The organism is Longimicrobiales bacterium (genome assembly GCA_028823235.1).
In the GTDB taxonomy this organism is placed as follows: Bacteria; Gemmatimonadota; Gemmatimonadetes; order Longimicrobiales; family Gaopeijiaceae; genus UBA2589.
Genome location: JAPKBW010000010.1, coordinates 65,019 through 82,300 on the forward strand (window position 1 = coordinate 65,019; position 17,282 = coordinate 82,300).

At 61.2% G+C, this 17,282-nt stretch carries 12 protein-coding genes and 1 pseudogene; 4 read left to right on the forward strand and 9 right to left on the reverse strand.

Annotated elements, in window-relative coordinates; translation table 11 throughout:
* Positions 1–36: 36 nt before the first annotated feature.
* The 5 genes and pseudogenes from OSA81_07655 to OSA81_07675 form a co-directional block, all read right to left on the reverse strand.
* Positions 37–1,422 carry a M24 family metallopeptidase gene (locus OSA81_07655; protein ID MDE0898876.1) on the reverse strand — a complete coding sequence of 462 codons (1,386 nt, stop codon included), beginning with the start codon at positions 1,420–1,422 and terminating at the stop codon, positions 37–39.
* A gap of 13 nt (positions 1,423–1,435) precedes the next feature.
* On the reverse strand, positions 1,436–1,750 hold the full coding sequence (locus OSA81_07660; protein MDE0898877.1) for a hypothetical protein: 315 nt from the start codon (positions 1,748–1,750) through the stop codon (positions 1,436–1,438).
* A gap of 215 nt (positions 1,751–1,965) precedes the next feature.
* A complete protein-coding gene (gene pckA, locus OSA81_07665) occupies positions 1,966–3,585 on the reverse strand; it encodes a phosphoenolpyruvate carboxykinase (ATP) (protein MDE0898878.1) in 1,620 nt (539 codons plus the stop codon).
* A gap of 132 nt (positions 3,586–3,717) precedes the next feature.
* Positions 3,718–4,698, reverse strand: a complete 981-nt coding sequence (locus tag OSA81_07670) for a phosphate acyltransferase (protein MDE0898879.1) — start codon at positions 4,696–4,698, stop codon at positions 3,718–3,720.
* Between the two features lie 63 nt (positions 4,699–4,761).
* Positions 4,762–5,988, reverse strand: a pseudogene (locus OSA81_07675) (hypothetical protein).
* Between the two features lie 106 nt (positions 5,989–6,094).
* Here OSA81_07675 and OSA81_07680 point away from each other — a divergent pair.
* The 4 genes from OSA81_07680 to OSA81_07695 all read left to right on the forward strand — a co-directional run bounded on the left by OSA81_07680 (position 6,095) and on the right by OSA81_07695 (position 10,406).
* Positions 6,095–6,238 (forward strand): hypothetical protein, encoded by a 144-nt coding sequence (locus tag OSA81_07680; protein ID MDE0898880.1) that lies wholly within the window; start codon positions 6,095–6,097, stop codon positions 6,236–6,238.
* A gap of 398 nt (positions 6,239–6,636) precedes the next feature.
* On the forward strand, positions 6,637–7,095 hold the full coding sequence (locus OSA81_07685; protein ID MDE0898881.1) for a hypothetical protein: 459 nt from the start codon (positions 6,637–6,639) through the stop codon (positions 7,093–7,095).
* A 223-nt stretch (positions 7,096–7,318) separates the two neighbouring features.
* Positions 7,319–8,179: an RNA polymerase sigma factor RpoD/SigA gene (locus OSA81_07690; protein MDE0898882.1), complete on the forward strand. Its 861-nt coding sequence runs from the start codon at positions 7,319–7,321 to the stop codon at positions 8,177–8,179.
* Between the two features lie 151 nt (positions 8,180–8,330).
* Positions 8,331–10,406, forward strand: a complete 2,076-nt coding sequence (locus tag OSA81_07695) for a hypothetical protein (protein MDE0898883.1) — start codon at positions 8,331–8,333, stop codon at positions 10,404–10,406.
* A gap of 60 nt (positions 10,407–10,466) precedes the next feature.
* Here the strand turns inward: OSA81_07695 and OSA81_07700 are convergent, their stop codons facing one another.
* From OSA81_07700 to OSA81_07715, 4 genes are all read right to left on the reverse strand, one after another.
* Entirely contained in the window at positions 10,467–10,811 is a 345-nt protein-coding gene (locus OSA81_07700; protein MDE0898884.1) for a single-stranded DNA-binding protein, read from the reverse strand.
* 111 nt (positions 10,812–10,922) lie between these two features.
* Positions 10,923–13,718 carry a DNA polymerase I gene (polA, locus tag OSA81_07705; GenBank protein ID MDE0898885.1) on the reverse strand — a complete coding sequence of 932 codons (2,796 nt, stop codon included), beginning with the start codon at positions 13,716–13,718 and terminating at the stop codon, positions 10,923–10,925.
* A gap of 366 nt (positions 13,719–14,084) precedes the next feature.
* Positions 14,085–16,388 (reverse strand): transglycosylase SLT domain-containing protein, encoded by a 2,304-nt coding sequence (locus OSA81_07710; protein MDE0898886.1) that lies wholly within the window; start codon positions 16,386–16,388, stop codon positions 14,085–14,087.
* A 183-nt stretch (positions 16,389–16,571) separates the two neighbouring features.
* Positions 16,572–17,264, reverse strand: a complete 693-nt coding sequence (locus OSA81_07715; GenBank protein MDE0898887.1) for a MotA/TolQ/ExbB proton channel family protein — start codon at positions 17,262–17,264, stop codon at positions 16,572–16,574.
* Between the last annotated feature and the right edge of the window lie 18 nt (positions 17,265–17,282).

The window sequence follows — 17,282 nt, forward strand, 5'->3', positions numbered from 1 at the left end:
GTCAATCCCTCCGACCTAACCAGGGTCAGGGTCACACTACCACACGAGATGGAACGTGCTCTGTCGTCGATACACCCAGTGCCGGTCTCCATTCTCGTCCAGATACGCCTCTTCTTCCTGCCGGCACGACACCGGCTGTCCGCCCCACTCGGGAATCTCCGTCGTGGCTTGCAGCTCGATCGAATGCCAGACGTTAGCCAGCATGAGCGCCTCGCCACGGACAGGCACGCCCTCCTGTGCATCCCAGCGCCCGATCAGCGGCCCGGCCCCGTGACCGTGGTCCCCGATGGGGTGTGTATAGACGGTGCCGTTGATTCCTTCGCCGCGCATCTGGCCAAGCGTGTTCGCGAGGACCTCGTTGCCAGTCAGTCCCGGCTCCATGTGTGAGAGCAGGATGTCCTGGAGGCGATTCGAGTTCGCGAGACACTGCTTCAGGCCTGAGGGTACGTCGACCTCACCAGTCTTAAGGACGTATCCCATGTGCTGTGTGTCGGTGTGGAGGTTCATCGCCACTACTCCGAAGTCCGTCCAGAGAACATCCCCCGGCATGATGACCACATCTCCATCGGCCGGAACCCCTCCCTCACGCTGAACGTCCACCGAGGTCTGGAACCAGGTTGTATATCCCAGGTCCTGAAGCTTCTGACGCATCCACCAGACGACGTCGGCTGTGGTCGTGACACCCGGTGTGATCACTGAGTTCGAGAACGCCTCTGAGATCAGCGCGTGCACGCTCTCTTCAATCTTGCGATAACGCGGCATCATCTCGGGCAAACGCAGCGAGATGTAGTTCATTGCGAGTCGGGGCTCCCGTTTCACTCGATCGACGTAGCGGTCGCCCAGCGCTTCCAACAAAACCTCGGCCTCGCCGGAATGCAGTCCATCAGAAAAGGCCCATACTGGATCAATATTGAGGACGATGTTGTCCGGATCACGATCCTCGACCAACTCCCGGAGGAGATTCCACTGCTCGTTACCCACGAGTTCAGCAGTGGGCTGCGTGGGTGCCGGTCGAGTCGAACGGAAGGCTTCGAATACTCCTCCCTGGCTCGTGCCTCCGAGTGCGATGCGCTCGACGGTCCCGTCGTCCTGACGCGTAATCACATAGATAGAACGGCGCCGAGCAGCAAAAGTGGTCGGCGCGGTAATCGACCAGAAAACCGGGTCCTCTGCGTACTCCCGCATGGACAGGATCCACATATCGACACCGTACTCAGCCATCAACCCTGGTAACACCTCCTCTAGCCTGGTCTCGAGCCAGCCCTGCTGCTCTGTGGCCTGATCGCGGAGGGTGGGGAGCGGGTGATAACGCGCAGGCGCCGCGTCGGGTACGTTGGCGGGCGCCTCTGACTCACAGCCGGCAGCCAAGAGTACGACGGCACTGAGTAGAGCAAGCGAGGATCTCGAAAACACGAGCGACATGAGCAACTGTCCGTTAATGGGTCCGACGTCCGGGGGAGGCCTCGAAGCTAACCGGAGGCCAGTGAACCCGGGCATCCTTGGAATTGTCGATCCGCGCTCGACTGGGCCAGATCACTCCGATCACGCTTACGAGGACCCACTCGAGAATGCTCATCTCTTGTTTCCCTTTCTCGCCATGGAACCAGGCGAGGATCACCACCTCAGTAACACCGCCGATCGCCGTAAAAAAACTCACGCTGAAAACCCAATCGGGCCATTCGTATTGCTCATCGAGCATATCGACAATTTCCAGGATGGTCGTGAAGCCAATGGCGGACGAGCCTGGCACGAGCCCAATCCAAGAAACCCGTCGCTCATTGGCTGCTGAAGGTCTGCGACCTTCTCGACACTCCAGCTCGCATAGGCGGGGGAGTGTGTGGCGGTGGGTGCTCCCCCTGGGGCCCCCTTGGCACGACCTACGTGCCCAACCCGAACGTCAAGAGGGGCCGACGCACCAGCGTCGACCCCTCTCCGTTCTCTTCCACGAGTGCGACTCGCCTCCGGTCAGGCTGGTCCAGCAGCCTTCACCGCGTCAGATACCTGGTCGGCGAACTGTTCGAAATTCGCGCGGAACATACCGGCGAGTTCCGCTGCTACCGCGTCGTACACAGCACCGTCTGCCCAGGCATCCCTCGGTCGGAGCACCTCGGGCGGCACACCGGGCACCGCGGTCGGCACGTCCATGCCAAAGACGGGATCGACCGCGAACTCTCCGGAATCCAGATCGCCGGCAAGCGCTGCGTTCACCATCGCGCGGGTGAAGCGTAGCTTCATGCGATCGCCAACTCCGTAGCCGCCACCACTCCAACCAGTGTTCACCAGCCAGACGGCCGCACCCTGCTCCCTGAGTTTCTCACCGAGCATCTCTGCGTATACGCCCGGATGCCTCGGAAGGAACGGCGCACCGAAACACGCGCTGAACGTCGCGACTGGCTCGGTTACACCACGCTCGGTGCCAGCGACCTTCGCCGTGTATCCCGAGAGGAAGTGATACATCGCCTGTTCGGGTGTAAGGCGAGAGATCGGAGGCAGCACTCCAAAGGCGTCCGCCGTCAGGAAGACCACGTTGCTCGGCTGGCCACCTCGGCTGGGAAGTACCGCGTTCGGGATGTAGTGAATCGGGTACGAGGCCCGCGTGTTCTCCGTGATCGATCCGTCTTCGAAGTCGATCTCGCAAGTCTCCTCGTCGAGAATCACGTTCTCGAGGATCGTGCCGAACATCTGCGTCGCCTGATAAATCTCCGGCTCGCCCTCAGGCGAAAGTCGGATCGTCTTCGCGTAGCAACCACCTTCGAAGTTGAACACGCCGTCGGTGCTCCAACCGTGCTCGTCATCACCAATAAGCCCTCGGCTCGCGTCAGCGGAGAGGGTCGTCTTTCCCGTCCCGGACAGACCGAAGAAGAGAGCCACGTCGCCTTCCGGACCGACATTCGCCGAGCAGTGCATCGGAAACACGCCGGCCTCGGGCAGAAGGTGATTCAGAACCGAAAAAACTGATTTCTTGATCTCACCGGCGTACCGCGTCCCAGTAACCAGGACCTCGCGAGCCGTGAAATTGACCATGATCGCGGTCTCGGAATTCGAACCGTGCCGTGCCGGATCCGCCTGGAAGTGCGGCGCATGCAACACAGTGAAATCCGGCACGAAACCAATCCGCTCATCCGTGTCGAGGCGGAGGAACATGTTGTAGGCAAAGAGCGAGTGCCACGCGCTTTCGCTCACGACGCGCACGTTGATTCCGTGCGTAGGGTCCTCACCGGCTCGCGCATCCTGCACGAACAGGTCGCGAGCGTTCAAAAACTCGACGACATCCGTTCGCAGTGTGGCATAATGCTCACCAGAGACGGGAACATTCACCTTTCCCCAGTCGACGGGTCCTTCGGTTTTCTCGTCACGGACCACAAAGCGATCGTTCGGTGAGCGACCGGTATGTGGTGCAGTGACGGTCGAGATGGCGCCCATATGAACGAGCTGGCCATCGCCGCGAGCGAGCGACTCTTCGTAGAGTCGGACTGGCGCCAGGTTCCAGAAAACATCACCACGCGGCTCAAGACCGTGAGCGGCGAGACTCTTGCCGGCTTCTTCGGTCCCTGCCATCACGGGCTCTAGGGTGTCGGTGGACATCGGGGATCTCCAAGAAAATATACCAACGCATGCGCGCACGCCTTCCGCAAAAACGGCCAGCGATCACACACTCGTCTGGATCGAAGTCTGAAATAGAAATGCCCCCGTCGCAATCAGCGTCCGGGGCACAACTCAAATTTGTCCATTCCGGGCTTGCCAGTCCACCGACGCCACTGTCGCGAGGTTCAGGACGTCCTGGAGAGACGAGCCACGCTGGAGAATATGCATCGACTTCGCCATACCGAGGAGAACCGGGCCGATCACATCTGCGCCGCCGAGTGCATCGAGCAACTTGTATGAAGCGTTCGCCGCGGAAAGCCCGGAAAAGACGAGCACGTTGGCAGGGCCGGTGAGCCGCGTGAACGGGTAGATACTCCTCAGCTTGACCGCATTCACAGCCGTGTCGGCCTGCATTTCGCCGTCGATCTCAAGGTCCGGATCCATAGAGCGGACCATGTCGACCGCGGCCGCCACCCGAAGAGGTTCGTCGTGGCTTGCAGAACCGAAATTCGAGAACGTGACCATGGCGATCCGGGGCGTAATACCAAGTTCACGGACGAAATTCGCGCTTTGGACTGCGATTTCAGCCAGAGCCCGTGCGTCCGGCGCGATGTTCACGGTGGTGTCGGCGAAGAAGACCAGCTCCCGATTGGGAAACGCGAGCATGTAAAGTCCCGCGACCCGCCCGTTTCCACCCGGCTTTGGACCAATCACCTGCAGACAGGGCCGTAGTGCCTCTGCGTAATTGGCCTCGATCCCGGATACCAGCGCATCAACCTCGCCATCCTCGAGCATGCTCGCCGCAAAGTAAATCGGCTTGTAGAGGTCCCACTCCGCCGCGGCCAGCGTGAGCCCCTTCCGTCCACGCTTCTTGAAGAGCCGCGCCGCGAATTCCTCACGCTTCTCGTCGAGCTCGGCGGCATAGACGATCTCGACACCGTCCAGGCTCACTCCGAGTGCCTCAGCCTTCTCGGCGATTCGTGGCGGCCTTCCAAGCAGGACTGGCTTACAGATGCCTTCCTCGACCAGGTGGGCCGCAGCCTGAATGATCGTAGCGTTGTGACCCTCCGGAAACACGACCCGCGCCGGCTTCCTCCGCGCCCGATCGGTCATCCACCGCATGACCTCACGTCCGGGGCCGAGGCTGGCGCGCAGGCGGTCCCGGTAATCATCGAGGTTCACGTCCTCTCGGGCGACACCGCTTTCCATGGCCGCACCCGCAACCGCGGGAGCGACATGAAAGAGGACACGACTATCGAATGGCTTCGGGATCAAGTACTCCCGGCCAAACCTGATCTCAGATCCGTCGTACGCGCCGCGAACCGACTCGGGCACCTCCTGGCGCGCCAGGTCCGCGAGCGATCGCGTCGCCGCAAGCATCATCTCATGGTTGATGCTCCGCGCTCGCACATCGAGAGCCCCACGGAAAATGAAGGGGAAACCAAGGACGTTGTTGACCTGATTCGGATAATCCGACCGGCCCGTGGCCATGATCGCATCGTCGCGGATCGCAGCGACATCCTCCGGAAGGATCTCAGGGTCGGGGTTGGCAAGGGCGAAGATGATCGGGTTCTCAGCCATCGAGGCGACCATCTCCGGCTTCACCAGGCCCTTCACCGACAGCCCGATGAACACGTCAGCCCCTTCAAAGGCCTCAGCGAGTGTCCGCCTCTCGGTCTTCACCGCGAACGGAGCCTTGTACTCGTTCATGCCCTCTTCGCGCCCCTCGTAGATCACACCATTCGAGTCGACCATCAGAATATTCTCGGGAGTCACTCCGAGCCGCCCGAAATGCTCCGCCGTCGAAAGAGCCGACGCGCCGGCTCCACTGAAGACGACCTGGACCTCATCGATCTTCTTTCCGATGATCTCGAGCGCGTTGATCAGGGCCGCACCCGCAATGATCGCGGTTCCGTGCTGATCATCATGGAAGACGGGTATGTCGAGTCGCTCTTGCAGCGTCCGCTCGATAACGAAGCAGCTGGGAGCGGAGATATCCTCGAGGTTGATACCGCCGACAGTCGGCTCAAGGAGCTCGCAGAACTTGATGACGTCCTCTGCAGCCTCAGAGGCGACCTCGAGGTCGAATACATCGATCCCGGCAAAGCTCTTGAAGAGGACGCCCTTCCCTTCCATGACTGGCTTCGACGCCAGTGGCCCGATGTTTCCGAGACCGAGGACAGCGGTGCCGTTCGACACCACTGCGACGAGGTTGCCTCGCGCGGTGTACTTGAACACGTCTTCCGGGTTCTCATGGATGGCGAGACACGGCTCGGCCACCCCGGGGGAGTACGCGAGCGACAGATCGCGAGCAGTTGCAACGGATTTTGTCGAAACGACTTCGATTTTTCCGGGCCTTCCCTCAGAATGGTAATCGAGGGCTTCCTGGCGACGATCGGACATAGAAGAACCGGAATAGGTGGCCAACTTCAGGACGATGATCCTGTCAAATGGACGAGGCCATGTCAAAGCCCCGAAGCAGAGGCATATTTTCATCCATGAGGTGTCTGTGACCGCAATTCCACTCGTACTGCTCGCGCTGCCACCACTCACGGTGGCCGCTGGGGTCGATCTGTACCTGACGCGGCTCCTGCTTGGGGGCGGCGCCTACGGCGGGATTGTGGGGGACGCCTCTCCCTGGGGCTCTCGGTGATCTGGATCCGTCCGGGGTCCTGATCATGGTCGGCGCGTTCTACATTCTGGAGTTCACAGTAGAGCGTTTTTCACTGAGCACACTGGCCTGAAACGCCCTGCACGCAATCATTCGTCCGATATCAGGGGCTCTACTGGCTCTCCTTCTTCTGGATGGCCAATCGCTCCCGATCGTCGTGCTGGGCTCGCTCGCGGGAGGGCTGCTCACCTCGGTGACTCACGGAGCCAGAAGCGGAGGAGCCGTCCTCAGGTGGCTGGGCACAGGCAAAGCCCCGGCTCTTCTGCTGGGATCGCTCGTCCAGGATGTCATGGTCGTAGGGCTCGTGGCGCTGACCCTCGACCTGCCCGCTCGCAGCATTTGCCGTGACGTTGGTGTTCTGCCTCGTACTGATTCTCTTCTTGAGATCTCTGCTACGTGCCTTCGGCTACGCGATTCGGCTGATGCTCAGCCGCGTGTTCCTCACATTTGGACTGCGCCGATGGCGAGGTGCCAACGAACTGCCTGAGTGGGTCACCCTGGAACTGGAGGGTGAAGACATCCTCCCGACCGGCGGGCCGCTACGCGGCACACCCGGCGGGGCCTCGTCTCTTCCAGGCGCTCCCCATTTCGCCGTCGGCTGGGTCGTGTTGCGAGGCGGGGCCCGGATCTTCGTGTATAAGAAGAAACGGATAGTGCAGCGCGTCGCCATCGGCACTATGAATGCCCGCGATCTGGTTGAGACAGACTTCTTCCGGAGGGTCGATTTGGCAGATCCAGCCCGGACCGACCGGCAAACAATGGGCGACGCACCGTTCATTCTGTTCGGGCTCGTGGGCCCGAGTATCGAGAATCTCAGTGCCGAGTTGGTCGCGCCCTGAATACGCAGTACGCAATTCTGTTGTCCTGTACGGGTTTGGCTTGCACAAAAGAAAACCTTTGACCTTGTAAACACGCTTTCATATCTTCGCCGTCACCCTAGAATATCTCTAACTGGCCTTCCTTGAGCTTCCCTCCAAGACCAATCCCCAGGTGGATTGTTGGGGGGCTCTGCAACTAGGCCAGTGCCTCTTCGACCCGCAGACCGAGGACCGGCAGAAACGAATGTTTTCTTCCTCTCGTGGCCTGGATTCATTTGACCAGTACCTGCAGGACGTAGAGAAGTACCCTCTTATCCAAGATCCCCAGGAAGAGCGCGAGCTCGCCCGGAGAGCGCGTGTCGGGGACAAGGAAGCGGCCGAACGGCTCGTGACCGCGAACCTGCGCTTCGTCATCTCGTACGTGAAGAAGTACCAGGGACGAGGACTTGGACTAGCCGAGCTGGTGTGCATCGGCAACGAGGGACTTCTCAAGGCGGTGAAGAAATTCGACCCCGACAAAGGTGTGAAATTCATCTCCTACGCAGTTTGGTGGATTCGCCAGACTGTCCTGCAAGCACTGGCCGAGCAGACGAGATCCGTGCGGATCCCGTTGAACCAGAATTCCAACTTGGCCAAACTCGCCCGGACCAACACTGCGCTTACGCAGTCGCTCGGTCGAACGCCGACAGATCGTGAAATCGCCAACGAAATGGAGGAGCCGGTCGACACGATCAGGGCTCTCCGCCGCGTGGCCGCGTCTGAGCTAAGTCTCGATGCTCCGATGGATCGAGGTGATCGAGACAGTGCAAGTTTCGGAGAACGCTTCGCAGGAGCGGCAGCTGCAGACATCGAAGAGGATGTCGAGGCAATCGCTCGACGCGAATTCCTGGAAACCATGTTCGAGAGCTACCTCACCGAGCGGGAGAGAAAGATCCTCTACCTGTACTACGGGCTCGATGATGGTGAAGAGCGCACACTCGAGGAAATCGGTTCTCTCCTCGGTGTCACGCGCGAGCGGATCCGACAGATTCGCAACCGAGCGTTCGAGAAGCTCCGTGAAAGTCCGCAGGGGGCATCGCTCTCAGGGTTCTGGGACGCCAACTAGGCAAGGCCAGACGCACCCCACGCAGGTCTGAAGAGGGACTCCGCTCGCATGAGCGGGGTCCCTTTTTGCTATTGACTGGCCTGCGCCCTGATCGAAGAGCCGGGTCTCAACCCAACCGCGCCGGGAACGGGTGACTCCGAGGTTGCGTACCATGCTCGTGCTCATTCCGATTTCCCTTCATAGCGCGCGAGTCGTTGTCCTGACTCTGGCCACCACCATCCCAATCGTTGCGGTTGGCGAGCTGGCGGCGCAGAACCCAACCACCGTCGAGCCCGCGTCCGCGGCCTGGAACACCCCCCGAGTGCTCGAACTCATCGGACGCGCAACCAGCCAGCGACAGTCGACCGCAATTTCGGAAGACCTCAAGACCTACCGCGCAGATGCCCGGGGGTACGTGTATTTCTTCGTCGATCGGCCGAACGAAGAAGAACCCGTGCTAGTCAAAGCGGATCAGGTAGCCATCGACGTTCTGTGGGGCGCGCCCAACTCGACTCGGCAGACCATTGTCGGCCGGCGGGACGAAGAGCTGCTGCCGACGAATATCCGATACCACCTCGACCATCTCACGGTAGTTCAGGATGATTTCGGGGATTTCATCCGACTTGGTGACGGGGACGAGGTGGAGGCCGTTCTGCATCCGGTCGCACCGTCCGCCCCGGATACGTACGATTTTCAGCTGGCGGACTCACTCCGTCTCATGCATTCCGACGGGGCCACGGAGGTCCGAGTCTACGAGGTACTGGTGCGGCCAAGGAACTTCGACTTCCCCGGCTTCGTTGGGGCGATTTACCTGGATCGCGATCGAGCCGCGATCGTGCGAATGAACTTCTCGTTCACGCCGGCATCGTACGTGGACGACTACCTCGACTACATCCGCATCTCTCTCGACAACTCCCTCTGGATGGGCGCTCATTGGCTCCCATATCGCCAGGAGATGGAGATTCGCCGAGAGATACCGTACTTCGATTTCCAGGCCGGGAGTATCATTCGCGGCCGGTTCGAGATCGGCCCCTACGACTTCAACGAGACACTCTCTCCGAGCCTGTTCGCCGGACGGACAGTGCAATCCGTCTCACCAGCTCAGCAGAGGGACTTCGCCTTTGAGCGCGGACTGTTCGACGACCTCGCAGAGACCGGGGGGCTCGGTACCTCACCTAAGCTGGAAGGCGTCCAGGACCAGGTGAGGGCCGTCGTGGAGTCGGAGGTGATGAGCGGACTCGCTCCCGTTCGTTTCCACGGGTCTCAGATCTCCGACTTTGCCCGGTACAATCGGGCCGAAGGCGTGTTTGTCGGCGGTGGGATCACGCTCAGAGCGCCCGGAGGTTTCACAATCCGTGGGACCGGGGGGTATGCGTTCGGGAGGAGCCTCGCGTCCGGGACCCTCACATTGAACGGGTCGCACACCGGTGTCAGTCCCGTGATCGCCGCCTACTGGGATGTTATGAGCGATATCGGCGGCCACCCTGGCTCGACACGACTCGGGAACACGATCAGCTCTGCGGCAGGGGCTCGGGACTACCTCGACCCCTACTACAGAAGGGGCGCGACCGTGATGCTCAGCCTCCGACCCGACGCGGCCCTGTCCGTCGCGACCCGATTTGAGGACCACCGGTCCGCACGGGACGTGGTGTCGGATGGCCCCGATACCGGATTCCGCCCCGTACGCTCGATCGACGAGGGGACGATGGTGTCAGTGTCAGTCCAGGCGAAGACTGAGGTGAGACCGGGGGCGACGGTCCGCACGATGGTGACAGGAGGCCGGCTCGCCGACAGCAACTACGCGGTTATCACTGCGGACGCTGACTGGCAACTTGAGGACGCAGAGAGGCGTTGGAGCTTGCTGACGTCGGTGTCCGCAGGTCTGCAAAACGCCGATGCGCCGGCTCAGTCGCTGTTCCTCCTCGGGGGCCGCCACACACTCATGGGCCACGGTTATCGTCTCTTCGTCGGACAGGCCTACTGGCTCGCTCGGGTCGAGGGCACGATCCCCATTCGAGCTCCCTGGCTCGGGCTGCGAGCGTTTACTGCCCTGGGCTCTACATATCTGGGGGGAGCGACCCCGCCGGTCGCCTGGCAGGCGCGTGACTCGAACGGACTGCGCGGATCTGTCGGCCTCGGCCTGTCGATTGGGTGGGACACCGTCAGGATCGATGTCGGCCGCGCCGTGTGGGGCACGGGTTGGGAAGCCATGCTATCCGTCGCTCCGGAGTTTCGGAGCTGGATGTAGCTGGTGGGGCCCGATCAACCGGGTCCGGACTCAATGATCGTACCCGGACCCGGTATCTGATCAGGCCGCTCCGTCCAGATCGGCAGCCGCGCCCTTGGAGCGGAGCAACGCCACCTCACGAACGGTCACCTCAGCGGTAGGAATCACCACGCCATCCCGCTCGTACGAGTCATAATCCAGGCATCCGTCGACGTAGACGCGATCGCCCATTTTGATGTAGTCCTCGGCAAATCGCGCCTGCCGATTCCATAACGTCAGCCTGTGCCAGTCTGTCCGCTCCTCTTCCTCCACGCCCGGCGCACGGCGATTCGTCGCGAGCGAAAAGTGAGCCACCTTCGTGCTGTTCTTGGTCCCCTGGATGTCGGGATCCCGTCCGACACTCCCGATTAGCGTGATCCGATTCACCGACCGACCCGTGAACACCTCCAATCTGAGTACCTGACCCGCCGCTCCCGCGGGTTCGTGACGGAAGGTGTCAGGGCTCTGTGGGGCGGAGAGATCGCGGAAGGGGACAGGCTAGCCCTTAGCCTCATACCAGCTCTTCCCTACCCCCCACTCGGCCACAATCGGCACTCTGAGCTCAATCGCTCGTTCCATCTTCTCGACGACCAGACCGCGTATCTCGTCAACCTCCGCGTCGGGCACCTCGAGCAGCAGTTCATCGTGCACCTGGAGCAGCATCACGGCACCTGTATCGACCTCATCAAGTCCGGACTGCACGTCGATCATCGCCTTCTTCATCATGTCCGCCGCGGTGCCCTGGATCGGCGTGTTCTGTGCAACGCGTTCACCGAACTGACGCATGTTCCCGTTGTCCGCCCTGAGTTCTGGCACGTATCGGCGACGGCCCATCAGCGTCTCGACATATCCAGTCTCCCTAGCCATCTCGACCTGAGCATCCAAGTAGTCACGCACTCCGCCGAAGCGCTCGAAATAGGTAGCGATGAACTCCTTCGCCTGTTCACGGGAGATGCCCAGCTGCCGTGCAAGCGAGAACGGCCCCTGGCCGTAAAGAGTGGCGAAGTTCACGGTCTTGGCCTGACCACGCTGCTCAGCGCTGACGTTTTCGACCGGGACATCGAAAATCACTGAGGCCGTCTGCCGGTGGACATCGATCCCCTGGCTAAACGCGGTGACGAAGGCTTCGTCGCCGGAAAAATGCGCCATGACCCGCAGCTCGATCTGCGAATAGTCGACCCCAAGGAACGTCATCCCGGGGGCCGCGACAAATCCTTTCCGGATCTCACGTCCTAGATCGGTGCGAATCGGAATGTTCTGGAGATTGGGATCGCTGGACGAGAGCCGCCCGGTCGCGGCCACGGTCTGGTTGAAACTGGTATGAATCCTCTGCGTCCTCGGATTCACCAACTGCGGAAGCGCGTCGACATAGGTCGACCGGAGCTTCTCCAACTCCCGGTACTCCATCATCAACCGAGGAACCTCGTGGCCCATGGCCGCCAACTCCTCGAGCACGGACGCGTCTGTAGACGGTCCGGTCTTGGTCTTCTTCCGCACGGGAAGGTCCAGCTTCTCGAACAGAATCTGCCGGAGTTGCTTTGTAGAGTTCAGGTTGAAGTCGCCGCCCGCCACCTTGAAGATCTCGTCCTGGATCAGATCGAGCTCTCGCTTGAGTTTGGAACGCATGACTCGGAAGAAATCCTCGTCGATGCCGATTCCTGCCCGCTCCATCCGAGTGAGCACGGGCACCAGCGGCATCTCGAGCTCGTCCATCAGGTCGCCGAGCGAGGCCCCCTCCAGTTGCGCCCCGAAGTGTTCAGCGAGCTGACCTGAAATATCGACCGACTCACACAGATAGTCCCGTGCGCGAGCCACCGAGACATCACCGAACGCTACCCGACTGCGGCCCGAACCCGTTACGTCGTCTCGATTGAGCGGTTTGTGGGAGAATATCTCCATGGCGAGGGTCTTCAACTCATGTCCCCTGCGGCCAGGATCGAGGACATAGCTCGCGACCATGGTGTCAAATGCGGTCCCCACCAGCTCGACTCCAGCGACGGACAGGGCGAGTGTCGACCTCTTCAGGTCGTGACCCACCTTCTCGATCGATGCGTCCTCAAGCACAGCTCTGAGGGGGGCTAGGGACCCTGAAGCGAGGCCCGGCAGATTCTTGACCTCTCCCTGCCCCTCCCCTTCAAACGTCAACTCGAACGGTTGCAGGTGGCCGAAGGGCAGATAGCGAGCCGTGCCTCCCTCGACCGCGAGTGCCATCCCGACGATCTCGCCACGAAGAGGGTCAGCGTCGGATCCTTCGATCGCGACAACCACTCGGCCGGCCTCACGAATTTCCGCAACCAACGCCGGAAGATCGGCCGCCTCCTCGATCGTCTGATAGTCGACAGCTTTTGCCGAGGCATCCACGGAACCCGTACCGTGAGCACTCCCACCTTCCTTCTGTACCTCGAGCGCGAATTGGTCGGCCAGTCGCCGAAACTCAAGCTCGACGAAAAGGTCGCGGAGCACCTCATTGTTGGGCTCCTGTACACGAAGGGCCTCCAGATTAAGCGGCACGTCCAGGTCCGTCATGATCGTGACCAACCGCTTTGACAGACGGACCTCGTCGGCGTTCTCCCCAATCGACTTCGCGGCCCGCGGCGGCTTAAGTGCTGACGCATTCGCGATCATCTCCTCGACGTCCGCATAGTCCTGCAGCAGAGCTACAGCGGTTTTGGGCCCGACGCCCCTCGCACCCGGAACGTTGTCCGACGCATCACCCACGAGGGCCAGATAGTCAGCGATCTGATTCGGCGGGACACCGAACTTCTCGCTCGCGTTCTCCTCCGTGACCCAGTCTGCTGCGACCCCGGTGGAGCCACCTCGTCCCGGATTCATGAGATGGATGCCCGGACCAACGAGCTGATAGAAATCCTTGTCACCGGAAACGATGACGGCGTCGAGACCCGCGTCCCGAGCCTGAATCGCCAGCGTCCCAATTACATCATCTGCTTCGTATCCATCGAGCTCAACCACCGGATCGTTGAAGCCTTCGACGATGGCGCGACAACGCCCCAAACTGGCCCTCAGATCCTCAGGCATTTTCTCGCGAGTCGCCTTGTACTCGGGATACATCTCGGACCGGAACGAGTCACCCGCATCAAAAACAATGGCAAGATAGTCCGGCTCGAAGTCCTCTCGGATGTCCAGCAGAAATCGCGTGAACCCGAAAGGAGCCGACGTGTTCTCACCAGCCGCATTGGTCAGCGGCCGATTGATGAACGCGAAGTACGAGCGATAGATCAGCGCATACGCATCGACCAGAAAAATGCGTGGCTTCGTCTTCGGTGGAATCTTCAACGGCTGGAGAACCTGCGTCCTGAGTGGATCGGCGCCGGAAGATAGAAGCCGATGCCTCGCCACGCGAAACTGAATGCGGGCAGAAAAAGCCTCGCGACTGTGGGGTCGCATGGCCGCGCAGGGTTTTCCAAAAAGGGGGCGTCAGGCGCACATCACGTTGGAAGCGTGAGGGCCCTTGTCGGGGTCGCGAAGCCCGTATTCCACCTCTTCACCTTCTGCCAGGGTGCTGAATCCTTGCGTCTCGATGGCTGAGAAATGGGCAAAATATTCTCGCCATCCTGCTGCTGAATGAAGCCCTAGTCCTTTCAGTCATCGAACCATTTTATGGCCCCCCGCGAGCGAGTGACGACGCTGGGTGAGGAGGACTCAGTCCTGCCCGTACAGCGCTCGATAGAGGCCCAGATTGCGGCGGACACTCTTCACATAACCACGCGTCTCCGTGAACGGAATCCGCTCCGTGAAGCGGAGGGGGTCCGAGGCTTCCGGGTACCGGCTCCAGCGGGTGGCACGGGTCGGACCAGCGTTATAGGCCGAGAGGACGAGCGGGAGATCGTTGTCGTAGCGACGGCTCATATCAACAAAGAAGGCCGCACCCAGATGCAGGTTGACCTCAGGCTTGGTCAAAGACTCCTTGGTAAAGCCGTTGGGACCGTGAGTCCGGGCCAGCTGCGCCCCGGTCGGCGGCATGACCTGCATGAGACCAATGGCTCCGGCATGGCTTACAATGTCCGCCTTGAATGCCGATTCCTGTCGAATGATCGCGGCCATCATGAACGGATCCACACCCCACTCGGCCGCTTCCCGGCGCACGAGTTCACGATACGGGAACGGATAGGCAACGTGCAGAATCTGTTGATCCCAAGCGACTTCGTCCGAGAGTAGGGCCCAGCCCAGATTAATCCCGTCGATCGTTCTGCCTCGTTCGATCAAGGCCTCGGCGAGCCGCAGACGGGGGCCACGCGTTTCTCCGGCCCGACTCCGGAGCCTCGCGACCTCGGCATCCGCGCCTCTCGACAAGCCTGCCTCGGTCAGAACATCGAGCCGTAAGAGGCCCTCGCTCAACCAGCCGGGCTCCGTCGCGCTCTCTCCTTCCGGGATGTCGAGCGCGAACGGCACGCCAAGCAGATCCGCAGACATGACCGCGTAATAATCGACAGGCTGTGTCAGGACACGATCCAGATGGCGCGTGCCTATCACCGAGTCCCCCAGCTCGAGTCGAGTGCGACCCGCCCAATACGAGGCTTCCTGCCATCGCCTACCGTTCGGGAAGTCTTCAAGGTACAGCTCAAACACGTCCGCTGCGGCACGTGGATTCGCCCTACGAAGGTGTATTTGCCCCGAGCGCATGCGCCCCTGACCAGCCCGCGCGTGCGTCCGCACGTTCTCAGCGAGGAAAGCGTAGTGCTCGAGCGCTTGATCGAGCGCTCCCCGGCCTTCAGCGTTGCTGCCCTGACTCCAGGCAACCTCTGCGGCTTCGCTACTCCCTGGGTACTCTTCCAGCAGCCAACGCCGCAACGTGATTACCTGTGACGCGAGGTCCTGACGCCTTCTCATTTGAGCCCAGATCTCAAGATTCCTCGCGCCAATCCTGGAATCCTCGGTCGTCTCCCGGAGATCTCGAAACTCTTCGAGCGCTTCCGTCTGCCGAGATACCACAGTAGACATCAGGCGAGCACGCTCAAGCCGTGTCGACTCCGAGACGACCTGACCGGCATCCGTGGCCAAATCCACAGCACGGTCGTACCCAACGAGGGCGCGCGAACCATCACCTGCGCGGTCGAGGATCCGGGCCATCTCAAGCGTCGTCTCCAGGTCGTACCCACCCAGGTCCGTCAGAGTCGCCGCGGCTTGACTCCTCGCGGAGCCCGCGGCGGTCGCAATGCCCACCTCCAGCATCGCCCGGGCTTCCGCCGAGTCTCCCGACGCGACCATCAATCGCCCAAGTTCAACCGTCGACACTGCTGCCCGGTTGTCCCGCTCGGAAGTGCGAAGGCGAGCGAACTCCACGGCAGCAGCAGCAGAGTCACCACTTGCCATGTATGCGTCCGCGAGGGCTCTCCAGAGCACTCCCACGGCGGTGGGCTCGACAGCCTCCTCCACGAGCTGCTGTACCCCTTCCGGGTCTCCGGCCTCGCTGGCGCGAAGTGCGAGTTCAACCGCTGTCCAGCTGCGCAGGTACGGAGTCGGGCGAAGCGCCTCCAGTAGGCCCAGAGCAGCGGCATGGTCTCCCGCATACCAGAGCGCTCGAGCCTGGCGTGACAGAGCGGGTAGCTCGTTGCCGGACTCGCTCTCCGCAACCACCAAGCCATAGGCTAAAGCAGCATCCGACCAACGCTCCGCATGCTCTCGTGCTTGCCCGAGGAGATACATCCCACTGTCCGCCCCTCTCCCGACCCATTCAGCCTCGTCGAGGAGGGCAAGCACTGCCGGCCAGTTCTCCCAACCAGCCTCGGCTCGCGCGAGCGTCAGCACATCACCGGGAGAACCATCGGCGGCCCCCTCCGCGCGCATCGCGCGAGCGGCATGCCAGAATCTTCCAACCGCGAGCTCATCGAGTGCGGAGTCCGAAACCGACGTCGCCGCGAAAGGCGTGACATCAGCGCGCTCTGATGATGAAGCACCCGCAAAACCCAGGAGCGTGAGCGCTGTAATGAGAAGGCGAGCGGTCATTCGAGGTGCGGTTCCGGTCAGAGAGACGCCATCGTGGCGAGTAGGGGCGGGTGCCTAAGCATAAACATTTGACGGCCCGAATTCCTACACTTGAGTTATCGCCTGCACCGGCCCGGGGGTCCAACGAAAAGAGGCCACCCCGAATGGGGTGGCCTCTCGGTCGAACTAGACTTCAGCTGAGTGTCAGCCAGCATTACCTCTTTCGATCGAATGGAGCGTGTCGACCATTTTCTGAGCCGACTCTTCCATGTCGATGACGAGGCCATCGATTTTTGCAACGAAGAAGTTGTGGCCGATGGACACTGGAATCGCGATGACTAGTCCCGCCGCGGTCGTCAGCAGCGAGACCTTAATACCACCGGCAACCAGTGTCGCTTCAACCTCACCCGCAGCCTCAATCGACTGGAACGCGAGGATCATACCGATCACCGTCCCAAGGAAGCCGAGGAGCGGCGCAACGTTAGTAAGCGTCGCAAGAACGACGAGACCTTTCTCGAGCTTGCTCATCTCGATCAGGCCCTGGTTCTCGATCGCTTTCATCACGCGATCAGTGCCCTCATCGCTCCGCTCGAGACCCGCGTACAGGATGTTCGCCGCAGGCGAATCCGTGTCGCGTGTCAGCTCCAGGGCCTCACGAATGCGCTGCTGCGTGAGAAGTTCGTCGACGTCCTGGAGGACGCGCTTCGTCTTGGAAGCAGTCACCGTAAGGCTCACGAACTTCCAGATGATCACGGCAATGCCCATCACCAAGCAGACTAGAAGAGGGTAGCGCATGAAGCCCATCCCCTGCCAGCTATCGTTGATCTGCTCACGCATCGTAAGCTCGGCGACATCCATGCCCGGAATTTGAAGTAAGGCAGCGTACAATTGGACCAACGGAACCTCCAGCCAGTT